This is a genomic window from Clostridium sp. JN-1 (assembly GCF_003718715.1).
Classification (GTDB): domain Bacteria; phylum Bacillota; class Clostridia; order Clostridiales; family Clostridiaceae; genus Clostridium_AV.
Window position 1 is genome coordinate 654,240 of record NZ_CP033465.1, and the last position, 18,740, is coordinate 672,979.

Sequence of the window (18,740 nt, forward strand, 5' to 3'; positions counted from 1 at the left end):
AAAAAGGTTAAAATGGATTAAATAAAATTTAATATATGAGTGAGCACTTACTTTTTTAGTAGGTGCTTTTCTCATGTCTGAAAGGAGATGAGGTATATTTGGCAATAAATGCAGGATCTGTAGTTGCTTTTATGGAGTTAGACACTTCTAGATTTACAAGTGGATTAAGCAGTGCAGGCCAGCAAATGAAACAATTTATGAATTCTAATAATTCTGCAGAAGCTAGGATACAAAGTTTAGGCGGGGCAATGAATACTGTGGGTAAAACAGCAACAAAGGGTTTGACAATTCCTTTGGTAGGTGTTGGAACAGCTGCTACGAAAATGAGTATGGATTTTGGAGCCCAAATGTCTAAGGTTAAGGCAATTAGTGGTGCAACTGGAGATGATTTTAATAAATTAAGAGAGCAGGCTATAAAGCTAGGAGCTGATACAAATTTTAGTGCAAGTGAAGCTGCTGGAGGTATGGAGAACTTAGCTAGTGCAGGATTTAGTGTAAATGAAATAATGCAAGCTATGCCAGGAATGCTGGACTTAGCAGCAGCAGGTGATGTAAGTATTGCAGATGCGAGTGATATAGCAAGTGGTGCATTAAGGGGTTTTGGTATGGAAGCCGATAAAACCTCCCATGTTGCAGATGTCTTAGCAAAAACAGCAGCTGATACTAATGCAGGAATAACAGATACTGGAGAAGCTATGAAGTATATTGCTCCAGTTGCACATTCACTTGGAATCAGTTTTGAAGATACGGCAGCTGCTATCGGATTGTTAAGTAATGCCAACATCAAAGGAAGCCAGGCGGGTACTACATTAAGAAGTGCTTTAACTAATCTTGCAAGTCCTACTAAACAGGCAAGCAAGGTTATGCAAGAATTAGGTATGAATTTTTTTGATGCACACGGTAAGATGTTACCTTTAGGACAAGTAATACAGCAATTACAAGATAAGACTAAAGGATTAACAGAACAACAAAAGGCAAGTGTTATGGAAACATTGTTTGGTAAAGAAGCTATGTCAGGAATGCTTGCCTTAGTTGATCAGGGGCCTGATAAATTTAATAAGCTTACAAAAGGGTTAAAAAATTGTGATGGTGCGGGTCATGAAATGGCAACTACCATGCAGAAAAACCTAAAAGGTGCTATTGAATCAATGAAAGGATCTCTTGAAACTTTAGGAATAAGGGTAGGAGATGTCTTAGCTCCTGGAATAAAGAAAGCTGCCAATTTTGTAGCTGCATTAGCAAATGCTTTTAATAAACTTCCAAGACCAATGCAAACTATAATTGTTTATGCTGGGGTTATGGCTGCAGCATTTGGACCTACAATGATTATATTTAGCAAAATAATAACATCAACTGCTACAGTAGTTGGGGCTATGGGTAAAATAGGAGATGCCACAAAAGCAATGGGGAAAGCTTTTAAGGATCTTAAATCAGCTGCAAGTATTTTTGCCAAACTACCGGGATTAATTAAGCCGAATGTATTAATAACTATAGGAATTATTGCTGGATTAGGACTAATAGTATATGAGGTTGTAAAACATTGGGATTGGTTTAAAAAGAAAGCAATAGCTCTAGGGCAAGCTATAAAAGGAGTGTTTACATCTATAGGTGATGCTCTTACTACATTAATAACATCGTTTAAAAAATTACCTCAAGTCGTTGTATTCATGATTGACGGTATCGTAAAGGGTATAGCTGAAGGAATACCAAAAGTTATTAAATCTATAATTAATCTTGGAAAGAGATTACTCGAATCATTTAAAGATTTTTTTGGAATTCATTCACCGTCAACAGTTTTCACCGAATTAGGGGTTTTTATGATGGAGGGACTTGTAAATGGTATAAGTGGTATGGCTAGTAAAATAAAAAACACGATATCGTCTATAGCTAATTCCATAAAAAATACATTTAAATCACTTTTAGGAATTCATTCTCCTTCTGTAGTTTTTACAGAATTCGGAGTAAATACTGGTCAGGGTTATATAAATGGATTAGACAAAATGCAAAGTCCTATTAAAAATAGGCTTGTAAGATTAGCAAATGGTATTAAAAGCTTAGGCAGTGTAAGACCTAAATTAGACGATATTGCATTAAGTGGTGCTTATGAAGGACATTCAGGTGGAAGTTTAAGTAATATAAGAAATAACTCCAGCAAACTTCTTAATTTTGAACCCAAAATTAATCTGTATGTAACAGTTGCAGATACAGGAGAAAAAGGCACTGCAAAACTTACTAATGAAGTAAAATCAATGGCTAAAAGTTCACTTAAAAATGGTCTGGTTGATTTCTTCATGAATGATGTTATAAGAGATTAAGATGAGGAGGTAGTTTATAGTGGATATATCTAGACTTAACGAATTTAATATACAACTTTTATATTCAGATGATGCAGATACAGGTGCTGCAATTACAAATTATAAACCTCCTCGTCCTGCTTATTTTAGAAAGGCTGTTAGAACTGTTTCAGGATATAGTCAGTTTCAGGATAATGTTAAAAGTGACTGTATAATTGAATTTACAGCTGCTTTTAACATTAAAGGCAATACAGATGCAGAGACTCAGGTAAATGCACAAAAATATCTGGAATTTGTTAAAAGATACAGTGAGAGATTAACCTTAGTGAATGAATTTGGAGTAACATACAAAGGTTATCTACAGGAGAAATTTGATCTAGATACAACAATTGAAGGAGATATTTATTATATAGCTACACAGATGCTTTGCAATCATGATGTTTCTGGATGGACAGGTGATACAGATGCAGTATAGGGTGGAGATATATAAGAAAATTGGCAGTATGGGATACAGTAATGAAGATGGAGATAAGGTTATACTGCAAAATAGTAATACAAGTATAAGGATAAATAGGGCTAGAGATACTCCAAATAGTGAAGCAACTATAATTGCACAATTTGAACATTTACCTCTTGCAGAATATAAAGGTGGCAGCAAAGGCATAATAGATAACTTTGCAAGAGTTGAGATATATTTTGATGAAAATATAGAGTTCTCTGGAATTATTAAGAAGTATGAGTATGATGAAGTTGAAAAAGTTATTACTTTAACCTGCCATGATATGATTTATAGGCTTTTAAATCTTACATTTGAAAATATAGATTATGTGAATACTACTGCAGTTAATGTAATAAGGGATTTAGTAATTAGAGCAGGATTGAGTTTTTATAGAAGTGGCGGCACTGATTATTCTATTCCAAAGCTTCATATAGAGGAAGGTACAGCTTATATGGATGTTATACAAAGCCTTTTAGAAACAATGCATGCAAATATAAGGTGTAGCAAAAGTGGCACTATATTTTTAGAAGAACAATATCCAGATTATGTTGAAAGTGGTGGCGATATAAACCACTTTGATTGGACATATGTTGATAGTAAAAATGTGGCTACAGACAATGCTGGTAGGGATGCTTCTGAGATGAAAAATATCTTGAAAATAATGTGCCAGATTCAAGATGGTGATAAAACTCAAACTGTTTTTGACAAGTTTGAAGATCCGAGCATGACTGAATATCTTAATGGTGAGAAATGGTATGAAATAGTAGATAATGCATTGGCAAATACACAGGAAAAAAGGAAAGCTGTTGCAGGATGGCAGTATCTTGAGTATTGGAGAAAAAGTACTCCGTTAACTATTTTACCTACTAAAGGTAATAAGGATATAGAATTAGGACAGGTTGTAAAACTCATAAGAGATAACACAGATCCAGGATATTATTTAGTTGTTGGTATAGATACAGAGGTAACAGCAGACAACGGATACACTGATACTTTGCAATTACAAGGTATGAGAGATAAAAGGACTATATACGAAATACCTAAGCTGCTTGCTTCTGGTGTAATGAAGGAGGCAAGTTAAATCTATGAGTATGGGATTTAAGAATTTTAGAGACCCAGTAGTTTACGTATTAAACCAGGAACTAAGGAAGAAAAACCTTAAAAATAAAATATCTATGGATACTTCACCAGCTGAATATAGTGGTGACCTTGTTGAATATCCGGTCCAGCTTGTAAGAGATTCTAATACGAAGAAAGTAGTTAAATGTATATATGGAACTGGGACAAATCAATGGAGTGAGGAACTTATAAGAGATACCAACGGGAAAGTGTATAGGATTAAAACAACCTATCCTGATGGAAGTATAAAGACAATACAGATTAATAAGGATTTAGATAACCTTGTTGATAATATAGATTATGTTTAGAGGTGATTGAGTTGAGCCTGCCAAGTTATGTTATAAATTTTGATGAATTAGCAGATGCAATAAAAGATTATTTACAAAATGGAGTTAAAGTTGATATAGGAAGTATAACAGTTCCTACAGATAAAATGGAAGATTTGCTTACCCAAATAAGAGATAAAATACAGGGCGTAAATTATACAGATTTAATTAATGCATTAAATGCTCTTGGAATTAAATTAGATGGATTGGCTGGTAATTTAGGTATAAGTGGTATACAAAAAATATATGGAGAAATGCTTGAAATACCCGCAAGTTTAGAAACTTATACAATAGAATTTGCAGTTCCTAAAAAAGGTAGAATTACTGGCATAACTTATTCTCAATCAGCTTGGAATTTCCAGGATACATGGGACTTAAAAGTAGGAGATAATATATTATTTACTGGAGTCCGAACCAAAGAATATGGAGAAAATAAATTCTTTAATGTGTTTTATCCAGTAACTGCAGGCCAGAAAATAGACTTTGTATTTAACAATACCAGTGGATCTTCTAAAATATTGTGGGTAGATTTTAATATATTGGAGGATTCACAATAATGAGTTTGCCAAGGTATGTTATAAATTTTGATGAATTGGAAGCTGAATTAAGGTTTAATTTACTAAAGTTAATAGATGCTGCAATGAAGAATAAGTATCCACAGCTTGATACAGGAGATATTGAATCTTTAATGGCTGAAATAGAAGATTTATTACCTGATGAAAAATACAGAAAACTTAAAAATAAAATAAGGCAATTTGTAACACGTAAGTATAATGGTGATCAAAAAGTTAACGGAGCCTTAATTTATATTCCTGCAATTAGAAGCGACTATAAACAGGATTTTATATTTGATGAAGATGTATACTTAACAGGTTTTAATTTTGACCAAACAGGGTGGAAGAAAGAGGATAGATATAGCTTATCCATAGATGAAGAAAAAATAATAGACTGTGCAACTACAAAAGAAATAGGAGAGCATAAATACTTTAATACATATTATTATGTAAATGCTGATATCCCTGTTTCTTTTATTTTGCATAATATTAGTGGAAACAGCAGACAGGCTTTAGTAGATTTAGAATACTTAACTGCAGGCAGTTTACCGCCATCTGGATCTACTATAATATTCTTAGATGTGAGTGGAAGTATGCGAGCATTATTAAAACAAATGTCTGCGTTAATGTTAGAGTATCTTCAAAATTTATATGATATTGATAAAGTAAGTCTATGTTTTGTATCTGGTATAGAAGACAAATACAAACATGGAACTTACTTTTTTAAAAGAAAAGATTTTGAGGATAAATATAAGGCTATTGATTACTTATCTGTGGATTCTAATATACCTTTAGAAGGCGGTGGCACTTATGACATAGTAACTGTGCAGTGTGTGATAGATTATAATATTAGAAATTTTGATAATTATATATTTTGCACAGATCAAGTTTTAGAAAGTGATCCTATTCCGGACTTTATTGATAAACTTAAAAAGTTTTTTAATAAAGACCAAAATGTATTTTCTCTTCCGGTAGATAAACAGAATGAAAATTATTGGAAGAATGAATTTGAAGAGATTAAATTGTTTAAACCTATAAAACCATAAGGAGGTAATGAAATTGGCAGTAAAAGAAGATTTTTATTATGCAGAGGGAAATTCCAGCGTTAAGAATTTAGTTAAAACTCTTGTTACAGAGATAACTCAAGCAGGAATTTATAAATGGGATTTAGTTGTACCCGATAGTATAGATAAAATAGGATCAGCAGGAACAGCGCAAACACTAAACTTAATAACGGATGGAAGTACTACAGATAAGGTTCAGACACAATATACAACAAGTAAACAAAATGATACATGCATATTGAAAGCTACTACAAGTTATGGAAAAAGTTTTTATGTAAAAATTGATAGACCCATGAGAGAATTGACAGTGGCAGAAAATCAGGCTATAAAACTATTTAAAAGTTTACATTCATATACCAATTATGACCATATAGAACATAGGACAGATGCAGAAGTTCTTGAAATAATGTATGGAAAAAATCCTATCGTTGAAGGTAGTGGCTATAATGATTATGTAAGTGCTATGACAGTAGGATTTGCTTTAAACAATATAAGGTTTCAAATAGCAACTGAACTTAATTCTGATAATACAGATATTAATATAAGTAAGGATATACAAGATAAATATAATTATAGGCTGGCTTGGTATAGAAATTTACAGCCAGAAATAAAGGATTTTTTACCTGTACAGTATTGGATTTGCGTAACCAAAGATAGTATTAATCTAGTATTAAGAGGAGATCCTTCGGCTGATGTGGTACCATATAATAACTATTTAACAAGTTATGCTTATATTGGAACTTTGAAGCCTGTAGAAGATTCGGCTTATACAGATGATGAATATAATTTTGGAATAACTGTATCTTCAGAAATTGAGCCTGAGTACAATAATCCTTATGGTGAGAGAACTGCTACAGGAGTGACAGATGTATGTATGATAGCGAACAAAATAGGAATGCCGTATCAACCGCATTACCCGGCATTTTATAGTACCAATCCATTTATGGACAAGTGCAGTACAGAAGGGAGCAGGTGGAACCATAAAAAACACCAGTTCAGTGATATAACATTAGTTCATCCAGTAGATATGGAACGTGGAAAGATGATTAATGTCTTGGTAGGAGATGCATCTTCCATATATGATGGAGATAAATTGGTATATATGAAAGGAACGGATTCAGAAGAAAATTATAAGAAGTTTAAGATAACAGCACCATTTAATTTTTTAAATAATAGTGCAAATATAAATTATTGTATAGCAATAAGATGCCCTCAATCTACTGAATAGGAAGTGAGATAGATGCCCCTGCATGGTATTCCCTTGTGTGATTTCAAATATGCGGGGGAGATTTATTCTGGAGCAACTTTTAAATATGATACTGCTGGAACAATTTCGAAAGTTAAGTTAAAATTGCTTTCTAAAAGTTCAAAAGAGATTAGCTTAGATTCTGAAAAATTACTTTCTAAGTTTATTAATCCTAATATATTTAAAAACAATAAAAAATCTTTACTTAGAGAATCTTGTGAAATAGGGAAAGACAATCTTACTAAGGAACTAAAGGCTGGAGTTAAAGAAGAAAACAAATTATATAAAACATGTTTACTAAAAATAGAAGATTCATATTTTATAAAAAATAGCACTATAAGACTGAGAAGAGAAAATTCTTTTATGAATATGAAATCAGGAATAAGCTTAGATGTTATGAAAAATAACGGCTTAAATTTGAAGCCAAGTAGAAGTTTAAAAAATGAAAGTAATAGAAAACTAGGAATAGAAATAAGCAGAACACTAGGTAACACCGAATTCAATGGATTAAGTATAGAGAAAAGCAAAGAACTGAGTAATGAGGGAAACAAAAATTTAATTATAGAAATTGGCAGGCAGATGTTAAGAATTTGGGATAATGGGTTCAACAAAGATAAAGCTTTTAGTCTTACAGCAGTAGATAGAGAAAATGTATTATTAAGCAAATTAAATAATGTGTTTCTAAGTAGAGATATATGTGTATTTAATAAACATGATATTGTAAAACTTGCTAGAAATAAGGTTAAAAATATTTGTAAGCCTGTAGAAAGATATATTGTAAGGAATGATTTAAAGCAGATTTGTTTTGATTTAAGTAAAAGACTTTATAGAAAATATAATTTAAAAGAGATGTTTAAAGACAATTACAGGCTTATTAATAAAATTGCTTTCAAAGGCGCTGACAAAATAAGCTTTCAATTTACCTTAAGAAAAAATCCATCAAAAAATATAAATAAAAGTTTTAATATAAATTATTTAAGAAAATTAAATTTGAAAAACATATCTAAAGTTAGAGAAACAAAACTTGTTTATAAATGGAGTAATAAAAATATTAGTAAAGTAGGTATTTACGGTCTTAATAAAACTGCGTTAAAGAATATTTTTAAAAGTAACTATAGATTGTTCAGGAAAATAATAAATAAAAATATTTGTTATGGTAATGAAGCTGTTGATTTAGTCAGGTTTAGGTCAAGTAATATAAACAAATATGATAATAAATTCTTAGACTTTATAAAAGTTATAGATATTTATAAACAATTGGAAAAGGGATTAATTGATTTAGCCACAACTGATATATCACAAATTCAAAGTTACTATTTAAAAAATAATTTTAATAGAGAAATTTATAAAGAATTTAAGAATAATAAGTTTATTAATGTCATAAAACGCTGGTGGTGGTTGAATGCTACAGATCCAAGAGATAGTTTGATTGTTCCAAATAAAGATTTTGATTATGACAGCAGCTTATTAAATAATCCGGGTTATGAGTATTTAAGATTCAACAATCATCCCATTTCATGGGGGAATGACTGGGGTATTGATTTTAATATTCCTGCTTATAGAGTAAGCATAGAAATTATGTTAGACTTAGTAAATATCTTAATTATGATATGGCATGATAGTGTACAGGCATGGATGTGCTGCAGTGGAAAAGAATCTATGCAGTTCATTATGGAACTTTTATATGATTGGTACACTTTAGATATTTCAAAGTCTAATACAGATTACTGCAGAGCTTATAGATGGATAAGGTGGGAGATTGAAAAAGTCTATTTTTTAAATTTAGATACAGGGTTACAGGCGGTAGGAGTACTTATATCGAATTTAATAGATTATTTAAAGCAGCATCATTTTAATATAGTTCCAATATGGAAGAATCCAAAGGCTATGGATATAGAAAGAAATTTTAATAGAATAGCTCAGAATGGTGATTTGATGAAATCTTTAAATAAGGCAAAAGGTAAAAGATATTACTATATAGAAACACAGAATATAGAAAAGAAAAATATTTTTGGGAGATGATACTATGGAAATTCCTAGCACGATAGATTTTAAGAAACCCAGACAAAAAGAATGGGGTGTTCTTCAAGGCAGGACGCTGGCTTCATTGAATTATGGTGAAATAGTAGATGAAAGTGGAAAAGCTATTAATTCAGTTTCAACAAATTGTTATCAGGATGCACTTGAACAAGCTAAAATACTTATAGCAAAAGGGACGGGTACAGCTAATGTGCAGGTAGTTGAATTTGTACCATATGATTACATGATGCAGCCTAATGTATAGGAGCTGGTTAAATGAAACTTATAAAAGTTAAAGATGGATTACTTGAGGTTGAGAATTTTTTCTTAACCTCTTCTTTTAGTGATTTTGCTGGAAGTTCCAATATAACTAGAGATATAAGTACTGGAAAGGTCAAACTTATTTCAAATAATAAAATTGAAAGAAATTTTAATTTCAATGAATTTGTTATTGAGGTGGAGAAAGGAAATTTTAAGGATATGGCTGTCGATAATTATTCAATGATTTATTTGGGAAATGATAAGTATACTTTTGGAATCAGGGATAAAAAGCGAGCTCAGCAGCATAAGTTTTGGAAAATACTTAAGCAAGATAATTATGTACAGGCATATGTATCGGATGATGGTGTTACCTATACCAACATAGGTGGCATGAACTTTGCAGATAAGATACTACATCAAGGTTTTCAAAAATACAGTGATGAGGATTTTGTATTGGATAATTATAAAGTATATGGGAGCTCGTATGTTACTGTACAAAATTTCCCCGAAAATACTGTTTGTGAACTGTATGATTTAGATAACAATTTGTTAAAAACAAGAACATTTGATGGCGATCTGGAGTGTAAAGTATTTCTGGATTGTAATATACAAGGATATTTTATTTTCAAAGATTCCACTGGAAATCAGATATATAAGTCAGATTTATTGGATTTGAAGTATGGTGATGTATATGTATTTAGCAAATACGAACTTAAAGTAATTTATAATGGGTTGGTTGTAACTAACACAACCCCTGGAGTATTAAAAGATTTGGATGAAAGCATAACTATTAGAAATACAGATACTAAAGATTATGCAGAGCTAAAAATAGGGATACAGACTGCAAGTGATGATTTAATTCAATTAAGTTTGGATGGTGTAGCATATTCAGATAGTGTAAGTTTAGATTTACTTGAAGGTCAAAGTAAAGATATATTTGTTAAGATAACTAAAAATGTTGATAATCACAATTTTTCTGTGAGAGATTTCCAACTAGTAATAGATGAGTAGGTGATGACTGTATGAGTGAATTTTTTAATGTAACTCTCAGCAGTGATGTTATTATAGATGATTCCAGCAATGGGAAAAATAATACCTGGAGTGCATATCAAATAAATGAAAAGTTATCTGAAATGGATAAAAAAATTGAAGAAAATAGGTTTTATACAGAAACTTTAAACAAGCGGTTTTCATATATAACATTTACTACTATAGCAAACCTAAATTCTATAAGTGGTACTATATTAAATTCGGTTGTGGATATTGCAAATACATCATCAATTAAAAGTTTATCTTTTAAAATTACAGAAGGAAATATATTGCTATATGGTGGAGTAATACCTCCACAAAGGGCTATTTCTTTTGAAACTCAAAGAACTGATTTAATAATCCAAGTAGATGGTGACGGAACAATAAATATGATAACAAAACACATAGGGCCAAAGGAGGCTGCAAATTAAATGAATACCTTTTATGATTTTGGGGCAAAGACTGTTAAGGGAAATAATATAAGTAATTTATCAACAGCATATTCATATGCTGCATCAATTCCACATTTTTTTGAAACTGATGATGCAATTTATTTGGATGGAATACCTTGTGATAAATATACTCTTTCACCTATAACATGTTACAAGGATAAAATTAGAATGAATATGGCAGGCATAGCATTTATGACTTCCCCATTTACTTCAACTAGATATTTTAATAGAAGTATAGGTGATGAAAATAAATTTCCATATAGGATGCCGTATTTGCCTGTGAATACATTATTTAAGAATAATGCTAGATTAAGCAATGGGGATGAAGTTATAATAACTCCTACTAGTAATTATAATAATGCAGGCAAAAGTACTTTTGTTATGGTGATTAGTAAAAATACAAATAAGATAACCTGGTTAAATTCTACTGATATTGCTAATTTTAAGTCTGGAATTATAGCGTTAGATGATAATAAATTTATAACTAATAGAGTTGGGTACAACAAGGGTACCAATCAAGACAGTATTGGCAGCCAAGAAGGCACTTTGCAGTGTATTGATAGAGTTAGTAATATTGTTTCAAATATTACATTATCTCAATATGGATACATCCATAACATAATAGGACGGACTGTCCAAGGAGACTTAGTTGTATTACACGCTATTCAATCTGGAGTACCATCACAAAACACTATTAAAGTTAATTTCACAGTATCTAAAATATCCAAGTCAGATTTAACTGTAACTAATCTACTTACAATACCGATAACACAAACTGATAATTCAAAGTTTTATACTAATCTTCATTTTGAACCGGCTGTTACGCTGGATAACAAAACTATTTATTTTGTAGATGGTACTATTGACGATACTGCTAATAGAGGTGCTAAATATACTATAGGCAAATGTGAAGTGGATTTAGATAATGGGGCAGCAGTTCAGACCCCTATAAGTGTGGATTTAAATGGACTTGTAGATGCACTTTATCATATCCCTGAGTATAATCAATACAAGTCCTGCCAAAGTACAAATATTATATTGAATTATTTGGAATTCGGCGATAAGAAATATTTAGCTGCAACAAATACGTCAAATGCTGAAGCTATCCTATATAATAATGCAAATGCAGCGAATTACAATGCCTATTGCTTTATGTATTTATTTGAAATCAATGGTAATACGTTAAAATTAGTAGATTATAAGCCGGGTCTAGGTGGCAGTGCAGATATTCCCCAGGCAGTTTTCCCGTTAAATAATGCTAAGAATTTATTGGTTATTAGAAATAACGGACTAGATATAGTTACAGTTGATACCTCAACATCTAAATTTATTATACAGGATACTATAAGTGAGCCAATTTATTCATGTGGAATAGATGAATTAGAAAGAGTCTGGTATGTAACAAGTTTGGATGGCTTAGTTAATGATGCAAAGTTAAAGGTATTTTCTGTTGGGGCTGTAATCACAGTTAATACAGCTTTTGAAAATCCTAATATTACTTACGAGGAAAAAGACATAGATTCTAATGTAATTGTATCAACTAGAAATAATGAAGGAAATCGTGTGGTAACTAATTTGCAGTTGTTACTAGAAGGAAACGCTGTATTTAGCAGTACAAGCTCCAAAACAATAACTATAACAACAAGTAAAGATGTTGATACCTCTGTACCTATTAAAATTCAGGGTGATGGCATGATATCTATATATACAAATATTGTTCCAGCTTAATAGGAAAGTGGTGAAAATATGGCTAATATTACACTAGAAGACTATGTAAACACATATAGAAACAAAATAGGAGGATTTAGAGTATCCTCTGCAAATACAAATATAATGAACATTAGTAGAAAGAGATCTGTGCAAATTCCTAATAATAATAAGTTTAGTTTTTTGGAGACTGCAGTTAAGGTCAAGGTCAGCAGGATGTATATAATAAAAAGTGATGTTGCATATAAAAAACAGTCCAGTCCGGTAATTAACATAGTGTCTATGAATATTAAGAAGAAGAACAATGAAGAATTTAACTATAGCAACTATCACAATTTTATATATACAACCTGGAAAAATATAATGATGGTAGATACCCTTTATAGTAAGAGCATCATTAGCTTAGACATATCAGATATTGTATTTCCGCCAGTTCCAACAAAAGGGAGAGGAATAACTGATATAGAACTGACCTTGATTTCAGGAAAGCATTATAAAATTGTATTAAAAAATTCTGATAAAGTAGGGATATCTTCTGTAGAGAATTTACCAGCCAGCTTAAGTTTTGACTCTGCAGAAAATTCTATAGAGGGAGTAGTTTTTTTAACCGGAACTACTATATCTAATATTACTCTATCCGATAAAACAGAAATAAAATTAACTTTTAATGTAATACCGGCAAGTTTATCTGATGGAATCTAAGGGGGAAGGATAAGATGAATTACAAAATAATAAATGATGAAAATGGTCTGAGAGTAGAAGGATATAACGAAGATAAAAAGTTAGCATATGTCCAGCCTTTTAACTCATTTACCGGACAGAAGTTTACTTCAATTGATGAGTGTAAGTCATATTGTGAAGCATTAGGTTATGATATAGCAGAATAATTTCATAAAATAATTAATAGGACTAGAGATAGTCTTTTTATTTTGCTTAAAATGGAAGTGGTGATATGGAAAAATAAGATATGTAAAGATATTACTGGACGAGACTATACAGCATAAAAAAGTTATTTAAATATATTGTGAACTGAATTAAGAAAAATATACGTAAATAAACTAAGAAGGTATGAGTTCTGGAGAAATCCAAAGCTTTTTTAATACTCAAAATTGGAGGTGCTATATGAGTGAAAATTATGATTCTGAGTTATGTGCAGAAAGGCATAAAAGGATAGACGAGAAATTAGATTTGCATGATACAAAACTAAATGATTGTTCTAATAGGTTGGATAAACTGGAACAGCGAGGTGCTGCAGTAGACGAAAAATTAGAAAATCTATGTGATCAAATTAAAAATTTAGTAGTTACCCTTAGGTGGGGTATGGGTATATTAGGAGCTTCATTCTTGGGGCTCTTTATTTATTTGCTTGAATTACATTTGAAATAGAAGAGAAAGGAAATGATTTTATGGTAATAACTTATGACTTTGGACATGGTACTGGTCAAGACAGAGGAGCTTCTGGCTATAGAAATGAGGAACACGATTGTAGAGAGTATGGAGCTTTAACTATTAAGAAGCTTCAGCAATTAGGACATACATGTTATAATTGTACCCCTTCAGCAAGTCCGGCTTTATCATTAGGTCAATCATTAGCTTATAGAGTTAACAAAGCAAATTCTATAGATTCACAACTATATTTATGCTTTCATGTAAATGCGTTTGAAACAGATAAAGCAAACGGATGTGAAGCTGAATATATAAGCGCTTCAGGTAAAACATATGCTGACAGGATATGCAACGAAATATCTAGCAGTTTAGGGTATAGAAATAGAGGTAGCCAATTAAGAACTGGATTATATGTTTTAAAATATACCAATATGCCAGCAATATTAATTGAGCCATTCTTCTGTGATACTAAGAGCGATTGTGATAAGTATGATCCTGAAAAGTTGGCAACAGCAATAGTAAAAGGAATTACAGGACAAACAGTTTCAAGTCAACCGGTTGCACTTAAACCAGTAGTTAAAGCAGCACCAAAGTATCCCGGAACTATTCCAGAGGGAGTATTTCAAATACCAGGTACTAAAGGATATGTTGAACCACGTACAGATGGGGGAATAGGTATACATTTAGATAGAGGTAATTATATTACTATAGGCAAGGGGTATATAGATGCATATTGCAATGACAATAATGGACATGGTACAAGCAAAAGAATAGTTGGTTAGCAATTGAGCTATTAAGGCTTTTTTTAATTGCCAAAAATAAGATTTTAGGAGGAAAAAAGTATGTTAGGAAATGAAGTAGCAAATATAATCTCAAGTGGGGTATTAAGTATTTTAGGGGCTATAGCATTTTATGGTGTGGCAGTAGGAGTTACTTATCTTAAGAAGAAAAGGGAAGCTCTTATAAATCAACTTGGCGTGGATCAGTACAATGAAGATTATAAAGTTGCGCAGGATATTTATTATATTGTAGAACAGCAGTTTAAGTTTATTCCACAGGCAGGAGAGCAAAAGAAAAAGGAGTTTAATAAGTTACTAACTGGGAAAATACCAGGAATATCTCAAGAGGAATTGGACCATTTCAGAGAAACTATTTGTGGGAAAGTTAATTCAGAGTTTAAGAGTGCTAATATATTGGCTCCTGCTTATGATGAAAATAAGGATGTTGCTGACGTGATGGATGTTAATAAAAGACAAAATAATGATATTGCTAAAGAACAGTATCAAGAACAAAACATACAACCCCAAGCAGCAGCTCAATAAGAATTTTTTTAAGCTTAGAGTAGAAAAAACTCTAAGCTCTATTTACTACACGATATAAACTATAGGCTTTGATTATTTGACATTTCAACATATTCAAATAAATCATATTCTTCCCTATTTTCCCAATCACATACATAACCATTAAAGAAATATGATTCTGTAAAATTATCACATATATTAACTGATATATCAAAATGATTATATAAGGATAATAAACCTAGAAGTTTGTCATTTACTTTTATAATTGATATATTGTGTACTTTTCCTGGTAGAGAAAATTTCTTAGGGTATTTTCCTCTATCTATAAGAACAGAAAATTTATTTTTTCCACCATTAACAATCCAATTTCTTATAGGATCAAATTTATTCTGTAATACAAACTGTGAACCATTTGAGAATGCTAGAAAATTAAAAACAATTTTAGCACAAACTCTATAAAAGTTTTCTATATCAAATTTTGTAGATTGGTGAGATATAACTTGTTCTGACTCAAATTTAGGTTGAGGTTTTGATACTATAATGCTTTTAATTATCTTATTGATGTATTCCAATGAAGGAGGTTTAACTGTATCATCGTGTACTCCTAAATACCACTTATTTTGAAAATTACCTAGTAACATTATATTTGATGGTATATTATTATCTTTTATAGTTATATATTTATTATTGAAATTTCTAAGTGCTTCGATTAAATTTGATAACTGAATATTATAGTTACCTTCTGATGGATCTAAAATAGTGTCTATTCTAGTTTGATTTATAATTTTAAATTGCGGTATAGGATGTGGAGTTGCAAGTTTAGTATAGCCTAAGATCACATTGCTTGGATCATTACTAAAAGACATAACATGGATTTTTGATTTAGTTGCGTTCTTAGTACATAAAGATCCCCTTTTACCTGGACCTTCAAATTGTCTTGGTATAGCAATAATTGAATTTCGCATAAAATCTAATTCTATACGTGAAAATATATCAGTATTAAATTGGTCACTAACCATACCTTTAGGTAGCTTAGCAATTCCACCTATACCTGCAGGGATAATGTGTTCCCTTTCTTTAAATGTCACTTCTGGTTCCGTTTTTTTTAAATATATACATTTGCTCATTTATATATTCCCCCTCATATAGATGTAAAAATAACTTTATTTTACATCTATATAATTATAATAACATATCTATTGTAGATCTATAATAGATATGTTATTATCTTAAAATAGGACATATGTTCGTATATAATAGTATTATCTGGAACATAGGAGGTACTATATGAATAGTTTTATAGGATGGATAGGTGGAAAGAAACCATAATCTAGCTAGAAGATATGAAAATAAAGATCATACTTATAATGAATTGATTATTAGAAACTATTAATTAAAACAATTTAATAAACAAAAGTACCACATATCTAACTAAATATACGGTACTTTCTCAGGTTGATTTATAAAATAAATGAACATCAAAAAATTTTAGACATAATATGTTTATATAAATGCTACAATAATATTACGCCTATGTCAAGTTTTAGTAGGCAACCTACCTTTTTACAAAACATCATATAATATATATGTAAATCAGCTTGACCATAAGGATAAAACGGATGCTGAGAAGGAAACTGAAAAACATGCATTACAGGCTCAGTTATCACAAGTGCAACAAGAAAATCAACAATTAAAGCAAAAAATTGCTACTGTACAAAGTGCCATAGCATCTTGACAAACTCAAACTGGGTTTGCACAATCAGTACAGAAGTAATTTTCCTCCCTTATGGGAGGACTTTTTTTGTTTTTGTAGAAGTTATTGTTATTATAATTCAATAGCTGTTTTACATATTAAGATAATGTAATATAATAAAACTATAAGTAATTTATATATATATATGTATTCGGGAGGACAAAGATGGAAGATAACGAAATAGAACAATATTTTAACATATTGTTGGAAAATTACAGGAGTGGTAAATTCAAGATTAGTTGGAGACCAAAATCTGTATTTATAGCTGATGATATAAATTTTAATGATGCACATGAAGAAAAGGGATTTAGAGAATTTGTTTCTAAATTCGTAGATGCATTAAGAGATAGGGTATTTGAAAATAAGAATGATGAAAAATATTCAAAATATGTTAATACCTTTTTAGAAGAAGATAAATATCTTAAAGATGATATGCAAACCAGATGTACAAGCATTTCAAACCTATGCAACTTTTTTAACATAGAAATTTTAACTAAAAGGGACCGTAATCAAAACACAAAATGTTATTCTGCTTTAGTTAATATGAATTTGCAAAAACCATGTTTAGAAGGCAAACCAATAATAGAGCCAATTACTTTTGAATTGAGTATAAGAGACTTAAAAACATTTTCTGATTCCTTAGAAGATACAATAAGGAATATAGAAAAACTAAAGGATAATTTATAAAATTAATAGTGGGTGATATTATGAATTATAATAGAAATGGTAATAATAACTTACATATTGTCAAAGGTGGTATTGCAAATAAAATAGAGATTAACTGTACTAGTGAGGTTAAGAAGTTAGATTGGAAAGACAATGGAATAATATGGGGACAAGATGGACATATATATAATAGTACATATAATAGAGTGAAAGGTAATATGATAAATAAGGAGGTGTTTTCTGATATGGACAATGACGAATTATATGATAAAAAACTTGATTCTATAAATCAGCACATTAGGGATATGGAAAGTAGAGTTAGGGAGGATAGAATCGAAAGTGAACAAAGAATTGAAGAACAAAGAAAACGCTCTGAAGATAGAATAGAAAAAAGGTATGAAGAATCGCTTAAGAATACACAAAATTCTGAAGAACGAATGGAAAAAAGGTTTAATGAAACTATGGATGCTATAAAGTATCAAAGTGATAAGGTAGAAAAGAAAATAGATAATATGGATACCAAATTGGGTACTATATATAGGTGGATTATTGGATTATGTTTAACTACTATTCTTGCAATAGCGGCATTAGTGATAACTAAACACTAGCATTTCATGCATATATTAAAATAAGAGTTGTAGGAAGTATTAAAAAATCCTACATACTTCCTACCATGTGTAAGATACGTTAAAATATGAAATAATATATAAATATATTTAATGATATTGAGTATCTAAAATGTTGTACATATAATGAGGTTTGTTTATATCATGTAATAATTTATTATATTGTACAGTATTTATGTTAAACAAACTTCACATGTGGAGACGGTAGTATTGCTGTCAAGGGTGAAAAAATAAAGTGTCGGAAAACGGTTTAAACAAGGAATTTCTAGGATTTGAGCCGTGATTTTTTGACGGTTCAAAGTTACGAAAGTTCCTTTAAAATCAATACTTGGGAACATATCAATCGGTAAGGTTGAGTTGACAGAATTGTCTTTGGGTAGGTTGTGTAGACAGTATTGATTTTTACAGGTTGAGTTGATAATATGATTGTATATAGGC

General features: G+C 30.8%; 20 protein-coding genes. 19 read left to right on the forward strand and 1 reads right to left on the reverse strand.

What is annotated here, in order from left to right; all coding sequences use genetic code 11:
* Positions 1-98 precede the first annotated feature (98 nt).
* The 17 genes from EBB51_RS03340 to EBB51_RS03415 all read left to right on the forward strand — a co-directional run bounded on the left by EBB51_RS03340 (position 99) and on the right by EBB51_RS03415 (position 15,278).
* Complete coding sequence (locus EBB51_RS03340; RefSeq protein ID WP_123053153.1) at positions 99-2,315, forward strand: phage tail tape measure protein; 2,217 nt, start codon at positions 99-101, stop codon at positions 2,313-2,315.
* A gap of 19 nt (positions 2,316-2,334) precedes the next feature.
* Positions 2,335-2,769, forward strand: a complete 435-nt coding sequence (locus EBB51_RS03345; protein ID WP_123053154.1) for a hypothetical protein — start codon at positions 2,335-2,337, stop codon at positions 2,767-2,769.
* Complete coding sequence (locus EBB51_RS03350) at positions 2,759-3,874, forward strand: hypothetical protein (RefSeq protein WP_123053155.1); 1,116 nt, start codon at positions 2,759-2,761, stop codon at positions 3,872-3,874. Before EBB51_RS03345 ends, EBB51_RS03350 begins: the two co-directional genes overlap by 11 nt.
* A 4-nt stretch (positions 3,875-3,878) precedes the next feature.
* Positions 3,879-4,220 (forward strand): hypothetical protein, encoded by a 342-nt coding sequence (locus EBB51_RS03355; protein ID WP_243103901.1) that lies wholly within the window; start codon positions 3,879-3,881, stop codon positions 4,218-4,220.
* 11 nt (positions 4,221-4,231) lie between these two features.
* On the forward strand, positions 4,232-4,795 hold the full coding sequence (locus EBB51_RS03360; RefSeq protein ID WP_123053156.1) for a hypothetical protein: 564 nt from the start codon (positions 4,232-4,234) through the stop codon (positions 4,793-4,795).
* Entirely contained in the window at positions 4,795-5,838 is a 1,044-nt protein-coding gene (locus tag EBB51_RS13625) for a hypothetical protein (protein ID WP_190285318.1), read from the forward strand. Before EBB51_RS03360 ends, EBB51_RS13625 begins: the two co-directional genes overlap by 1 nt.
* Before the next feature lie 7 nt (positions 5,839-5,845).
* Entirely contained in the window at positions 5,846-7,084 is a 1,239-nt protein-coding gene (locus tag EBB51_RS03370) for a hypothetical protein (RefSeq protein WP_123053157.1), read from the forward strand.
* Between the two features lie 12 nt (positions 7,085-7,096).
* Complete coding sequence (locus tag EBB51_RS03375; RefSeq protein WP_123053158.1) at positions 7,097-9,124, forward strand: hypothetical protein; 2,028 nt, start codon at positions 7,097-7,099, stop codon at positions 9,122-9,124.
* Between the two features lie 4 nt (positions 9,125-9,128).
* Positions 9,129-9,386 carry a hypothetical protein gene (locus EBB51_RS03380; RefSeq protein ID WP_123053159.1) on the forward strand — a complete coding sequence of 86 codons (258 nt, stop codon included), beginning with the start codon at positions 9,129-9,131 and terminating at the stop codon, positions 9,384-9,386.
* Between the two features lie 11 nt (positions 9,387-9,397).
* Positions 9,398-10,393: a hypothetical protein gene (locus EBB51_RS03385; protein ID WP_123053160.1), complete on the forward strand. Its 996-nt coding sequence runs from the start codon at positions 9,398-9,400 to the stop codon at positions 10,391-10,393.
* Between the two features lie 11 nt (positions 10,394-10,404).
* Positions 10,405-10,842 (forward strand): hypothetical protein, encoded by a 438-nt coding sequence (locus EBB51_RS03390; RefSeq protein WP_123053161.1) that lies wholly within the window; start codon positions 10,405-10,407, stop codon positions 10,840-10,842.
* Positions 10,843-12,591 carry a hypothetical protein gene (locus EBB51_RS03395; protein ID WP_123053162.1) on the forward strand — a complete coding sequence of 583 codons (1,749 nt, stop codon included), beginning with the start codon at positions 10,843-10,845 and terminating at the stop codon, positions 12,589-12,591.
* Positions 12,592-12,609: 18 nt separating this feature from the next.
* The gene (locus tag EBB51_RS03400; RefSeq protein ID WP_123053163.1) at positions 12,610-13,272 is read left to right on the forward strand and encodes a hypothetical protein; all 663 of its coding nucleotides are present in this window, start codon (positions 12,610-12,612) and stop codon (positions 13,270-13,272) included.
* A gap of 14 nt (positions 13,273-13,286) precedes the next feature.
* Positions 13,287-13,457, forward strand: coding sequence for a hypothetical protein (locus tag EBB51_RS13630; protein ID WP_190285319.1), 171 nt, complete (start codon positions 13,287-13,289; stop codon positions 13,455-13,457).
* A 235-nt stretch (positions 13,458-13,692) separates the two neighbouring features.
* Complete coding sequence (locus EBB51_RS03405; RefSeq protein ID WP_123053164.1) at positions 13,693-13,956, forward strand: hemolysin XhlA family protein; 264 nt, start codon at positions 13,693-13,695, stop codon at positions 13,954-13,956.
* A 20-nt stretch (positions 13,957-13,976) separates the two neighbouring features.
* On the forward strand, positions 13,977-14,738 hold the full coding sequence (locus tag EBB51_RS03410; protein ID WP_123053165.1) for an N-acetylmuramoyl-L-alanine amidase: 762 nt from the start codon (positions 13,977-13,979) through the stop codon (positions 14,736-14,738).
* Between the two features lie 60 nt (positions 14,739-14,798).
* On the forward strand, positions 14,799-15,278 hold the full coding sequence (locus EBB51_RS03415) for a hypothetical protein (RefSeq protein WP_190285320.1): 480 nt from the start codon (positions 14,799-14,801) through the stop codon (positions 15,276-15,278).
* Positions 15,279-15,337: 59 nt separating this feature from the next.
* Here EBB51_RS03415 and EBB51_RS03420 read toward each other — a convergent pair whose 3' ends face one another.
* The gene (locus tag EBB51_RS03420) at positions 15,338-16,384 is read right to left on the reverse strand and encodes a hypothetical protein (protein WP_123053166.1); all 1,047 of its coding nucleotides are present in this window, start codon (positions 16,382-16,384) and stop codon (positions 15,338-15,340) included.
* A gap of 791 nt (positions 16,385-17,175) precedes the next feature.
* On the opposite strand from EBB51_RS03420, the gene EBB51_RS03425 reads away from it, so the two are divergent.
* Both EBB51_RS03425 and EBB51_RS03430 read left to right on the forward strand, forming a co-directional pair.
* Positions 17,176-17,697: a hypothetical protein gene (locus tag EBB51_RS03425; protein WP_123053167.1), complete on the forward strand. Its 522-nt coding sequence runs from the start codon at positions 17,176-17,178 to the stop codon at positions 17,695-17,697.
* Between the two features lie 20 nt (positions 17,698-17,717).
* Entirely contained in the window at positions 17,718-18,284 is a 567-nt protein-coding gene (locus tag EBB51_RS03430) for a hypothetical protein (protein WP_123053168.1), read from the forward strand.
* Positions 18,285-18,740 lie beyond the last annotated feature (456 nt).

Excerpts from the sequence above, each read along its gene's own strand:
- EBB51_RS03350 (WP_123053155.1), top strand. The coding sequence starts at position 2,759 with ATGCAGTATAGGGTGGAGATATATAAGAAAATTGGCAGTATGGGATAC.
- EBB51_RS03355 (WP_243103901.1), top strand. The coding sequence starts at position 3,879 with ATGAGTATGGGATTTAAGAATTTTAGAGACCCAGTAGTTTACGTATTA.
- EBB51_RS13625 (WP_190285318.1), top strand. The coding sequence starts at position 4,795 with ATGAGTTTGCCAAGGTATGTTATAAATTTTGATGAATTGGAAGCTGAA.
- EBB51_RS03370 (WP_123053157.1), top strand. The coding sequence starts at position 5,846 with ATGAAATTGGCAGTAAAAGAAGATTTTTATTATGCAGAGGGAAATTCC.
- EBB51_RS03375 (WP_123053158.1), top strand. The coding sequence starts at position 7,097 with ATGCCCCTGCATGGTATTCCCTTGTGTGATTTCAAATATGCGGGGGAG.
- EBB51_RS03380 (WP_123053159.1), top strand. The coding sequence starts at position 9,129 with ATGGAAATTCCTAGCACGATAGATTTTAAGAAACCCAGACAAAAAGAA.
- EBB51_RS03385 (WP_123053160.1), top strand. The coding sequence starts at position 9,398 with ATGAAACTTATAAAAGTTAAAGATGGATTACTTGAGGTTGAGAATTTT.
- EBB51_RS03390 (WP_123053161.1), top strand. The coding sequence starts at position 10,405 with ATGAGTGAATTTTTTAATGTAACTCTCAGCAGTGATGTTATTATAGAT.
- EBB51_RS03395 (WP_123053162.1), top strand. The coding sequence starts at position 10,843 with ATGAATACCTTTTATGATTTTGGGGCAAAGACTGTTAAGGGAAATAAT.
- EBB51_RS03400 (WP_123053163.1), top strand. The coding sequence starts at position 12,610 with ATGGCTAATATTACACTAGAAGACTATGTAAACACATATAGAAACAAA.
- EBB51_RS13630 (WP_190285319.1), top strand. The coding sequence starts at position 13,287 with ATGAATTACAAAATAATAAATGATGAAAATGGTCTGAGAGTAGAAGGA.
- EBB51_RS03405 (WP_123053164.1), top strand. The coding sequence starts at position 13,693 with ATGAGTGAAAATTATGATTCTGAGTTATGTGCAGAAAGGCATAAAAGG.
- EBB51_RS03410 (WP_123053165.1), top strand. The coding sequence starts at position 13,977 with ATGGTAATAACTTATGACTTTGGACATGGTACTGGTCAAGACAGAGGA.
- EBB51_RS03415 (WP_190285320.1), top strand. The coding sequence starts at position 14,799 with ATGTTAGGAAATGAAGTAGCAAATATAATCTCAAGTGGGGTATTAAGT.
- EBB51_RS03420 (WP_123053166.1), bottom strand. The coding sequence starts at position 16,384 with ATGAGCAAATGTATATATTTAAAAAAAACGGAACCAGAAGTGACATTT.
- EBB51_RS03425 (WP_123053167.1), top strand. The coding sequence starts at position 17,176 with ATGGAAGATAACGAAATAGAACAATATTTTAACATATTGTTGGAAAAT.
- EBB51_RS03430 (WP_123053168.1), top strand. The coding sequence starts at position 17,718 with ATGAATTATAATAGAAATGGTAATAATAACTTACATATTGTCAAAGGT.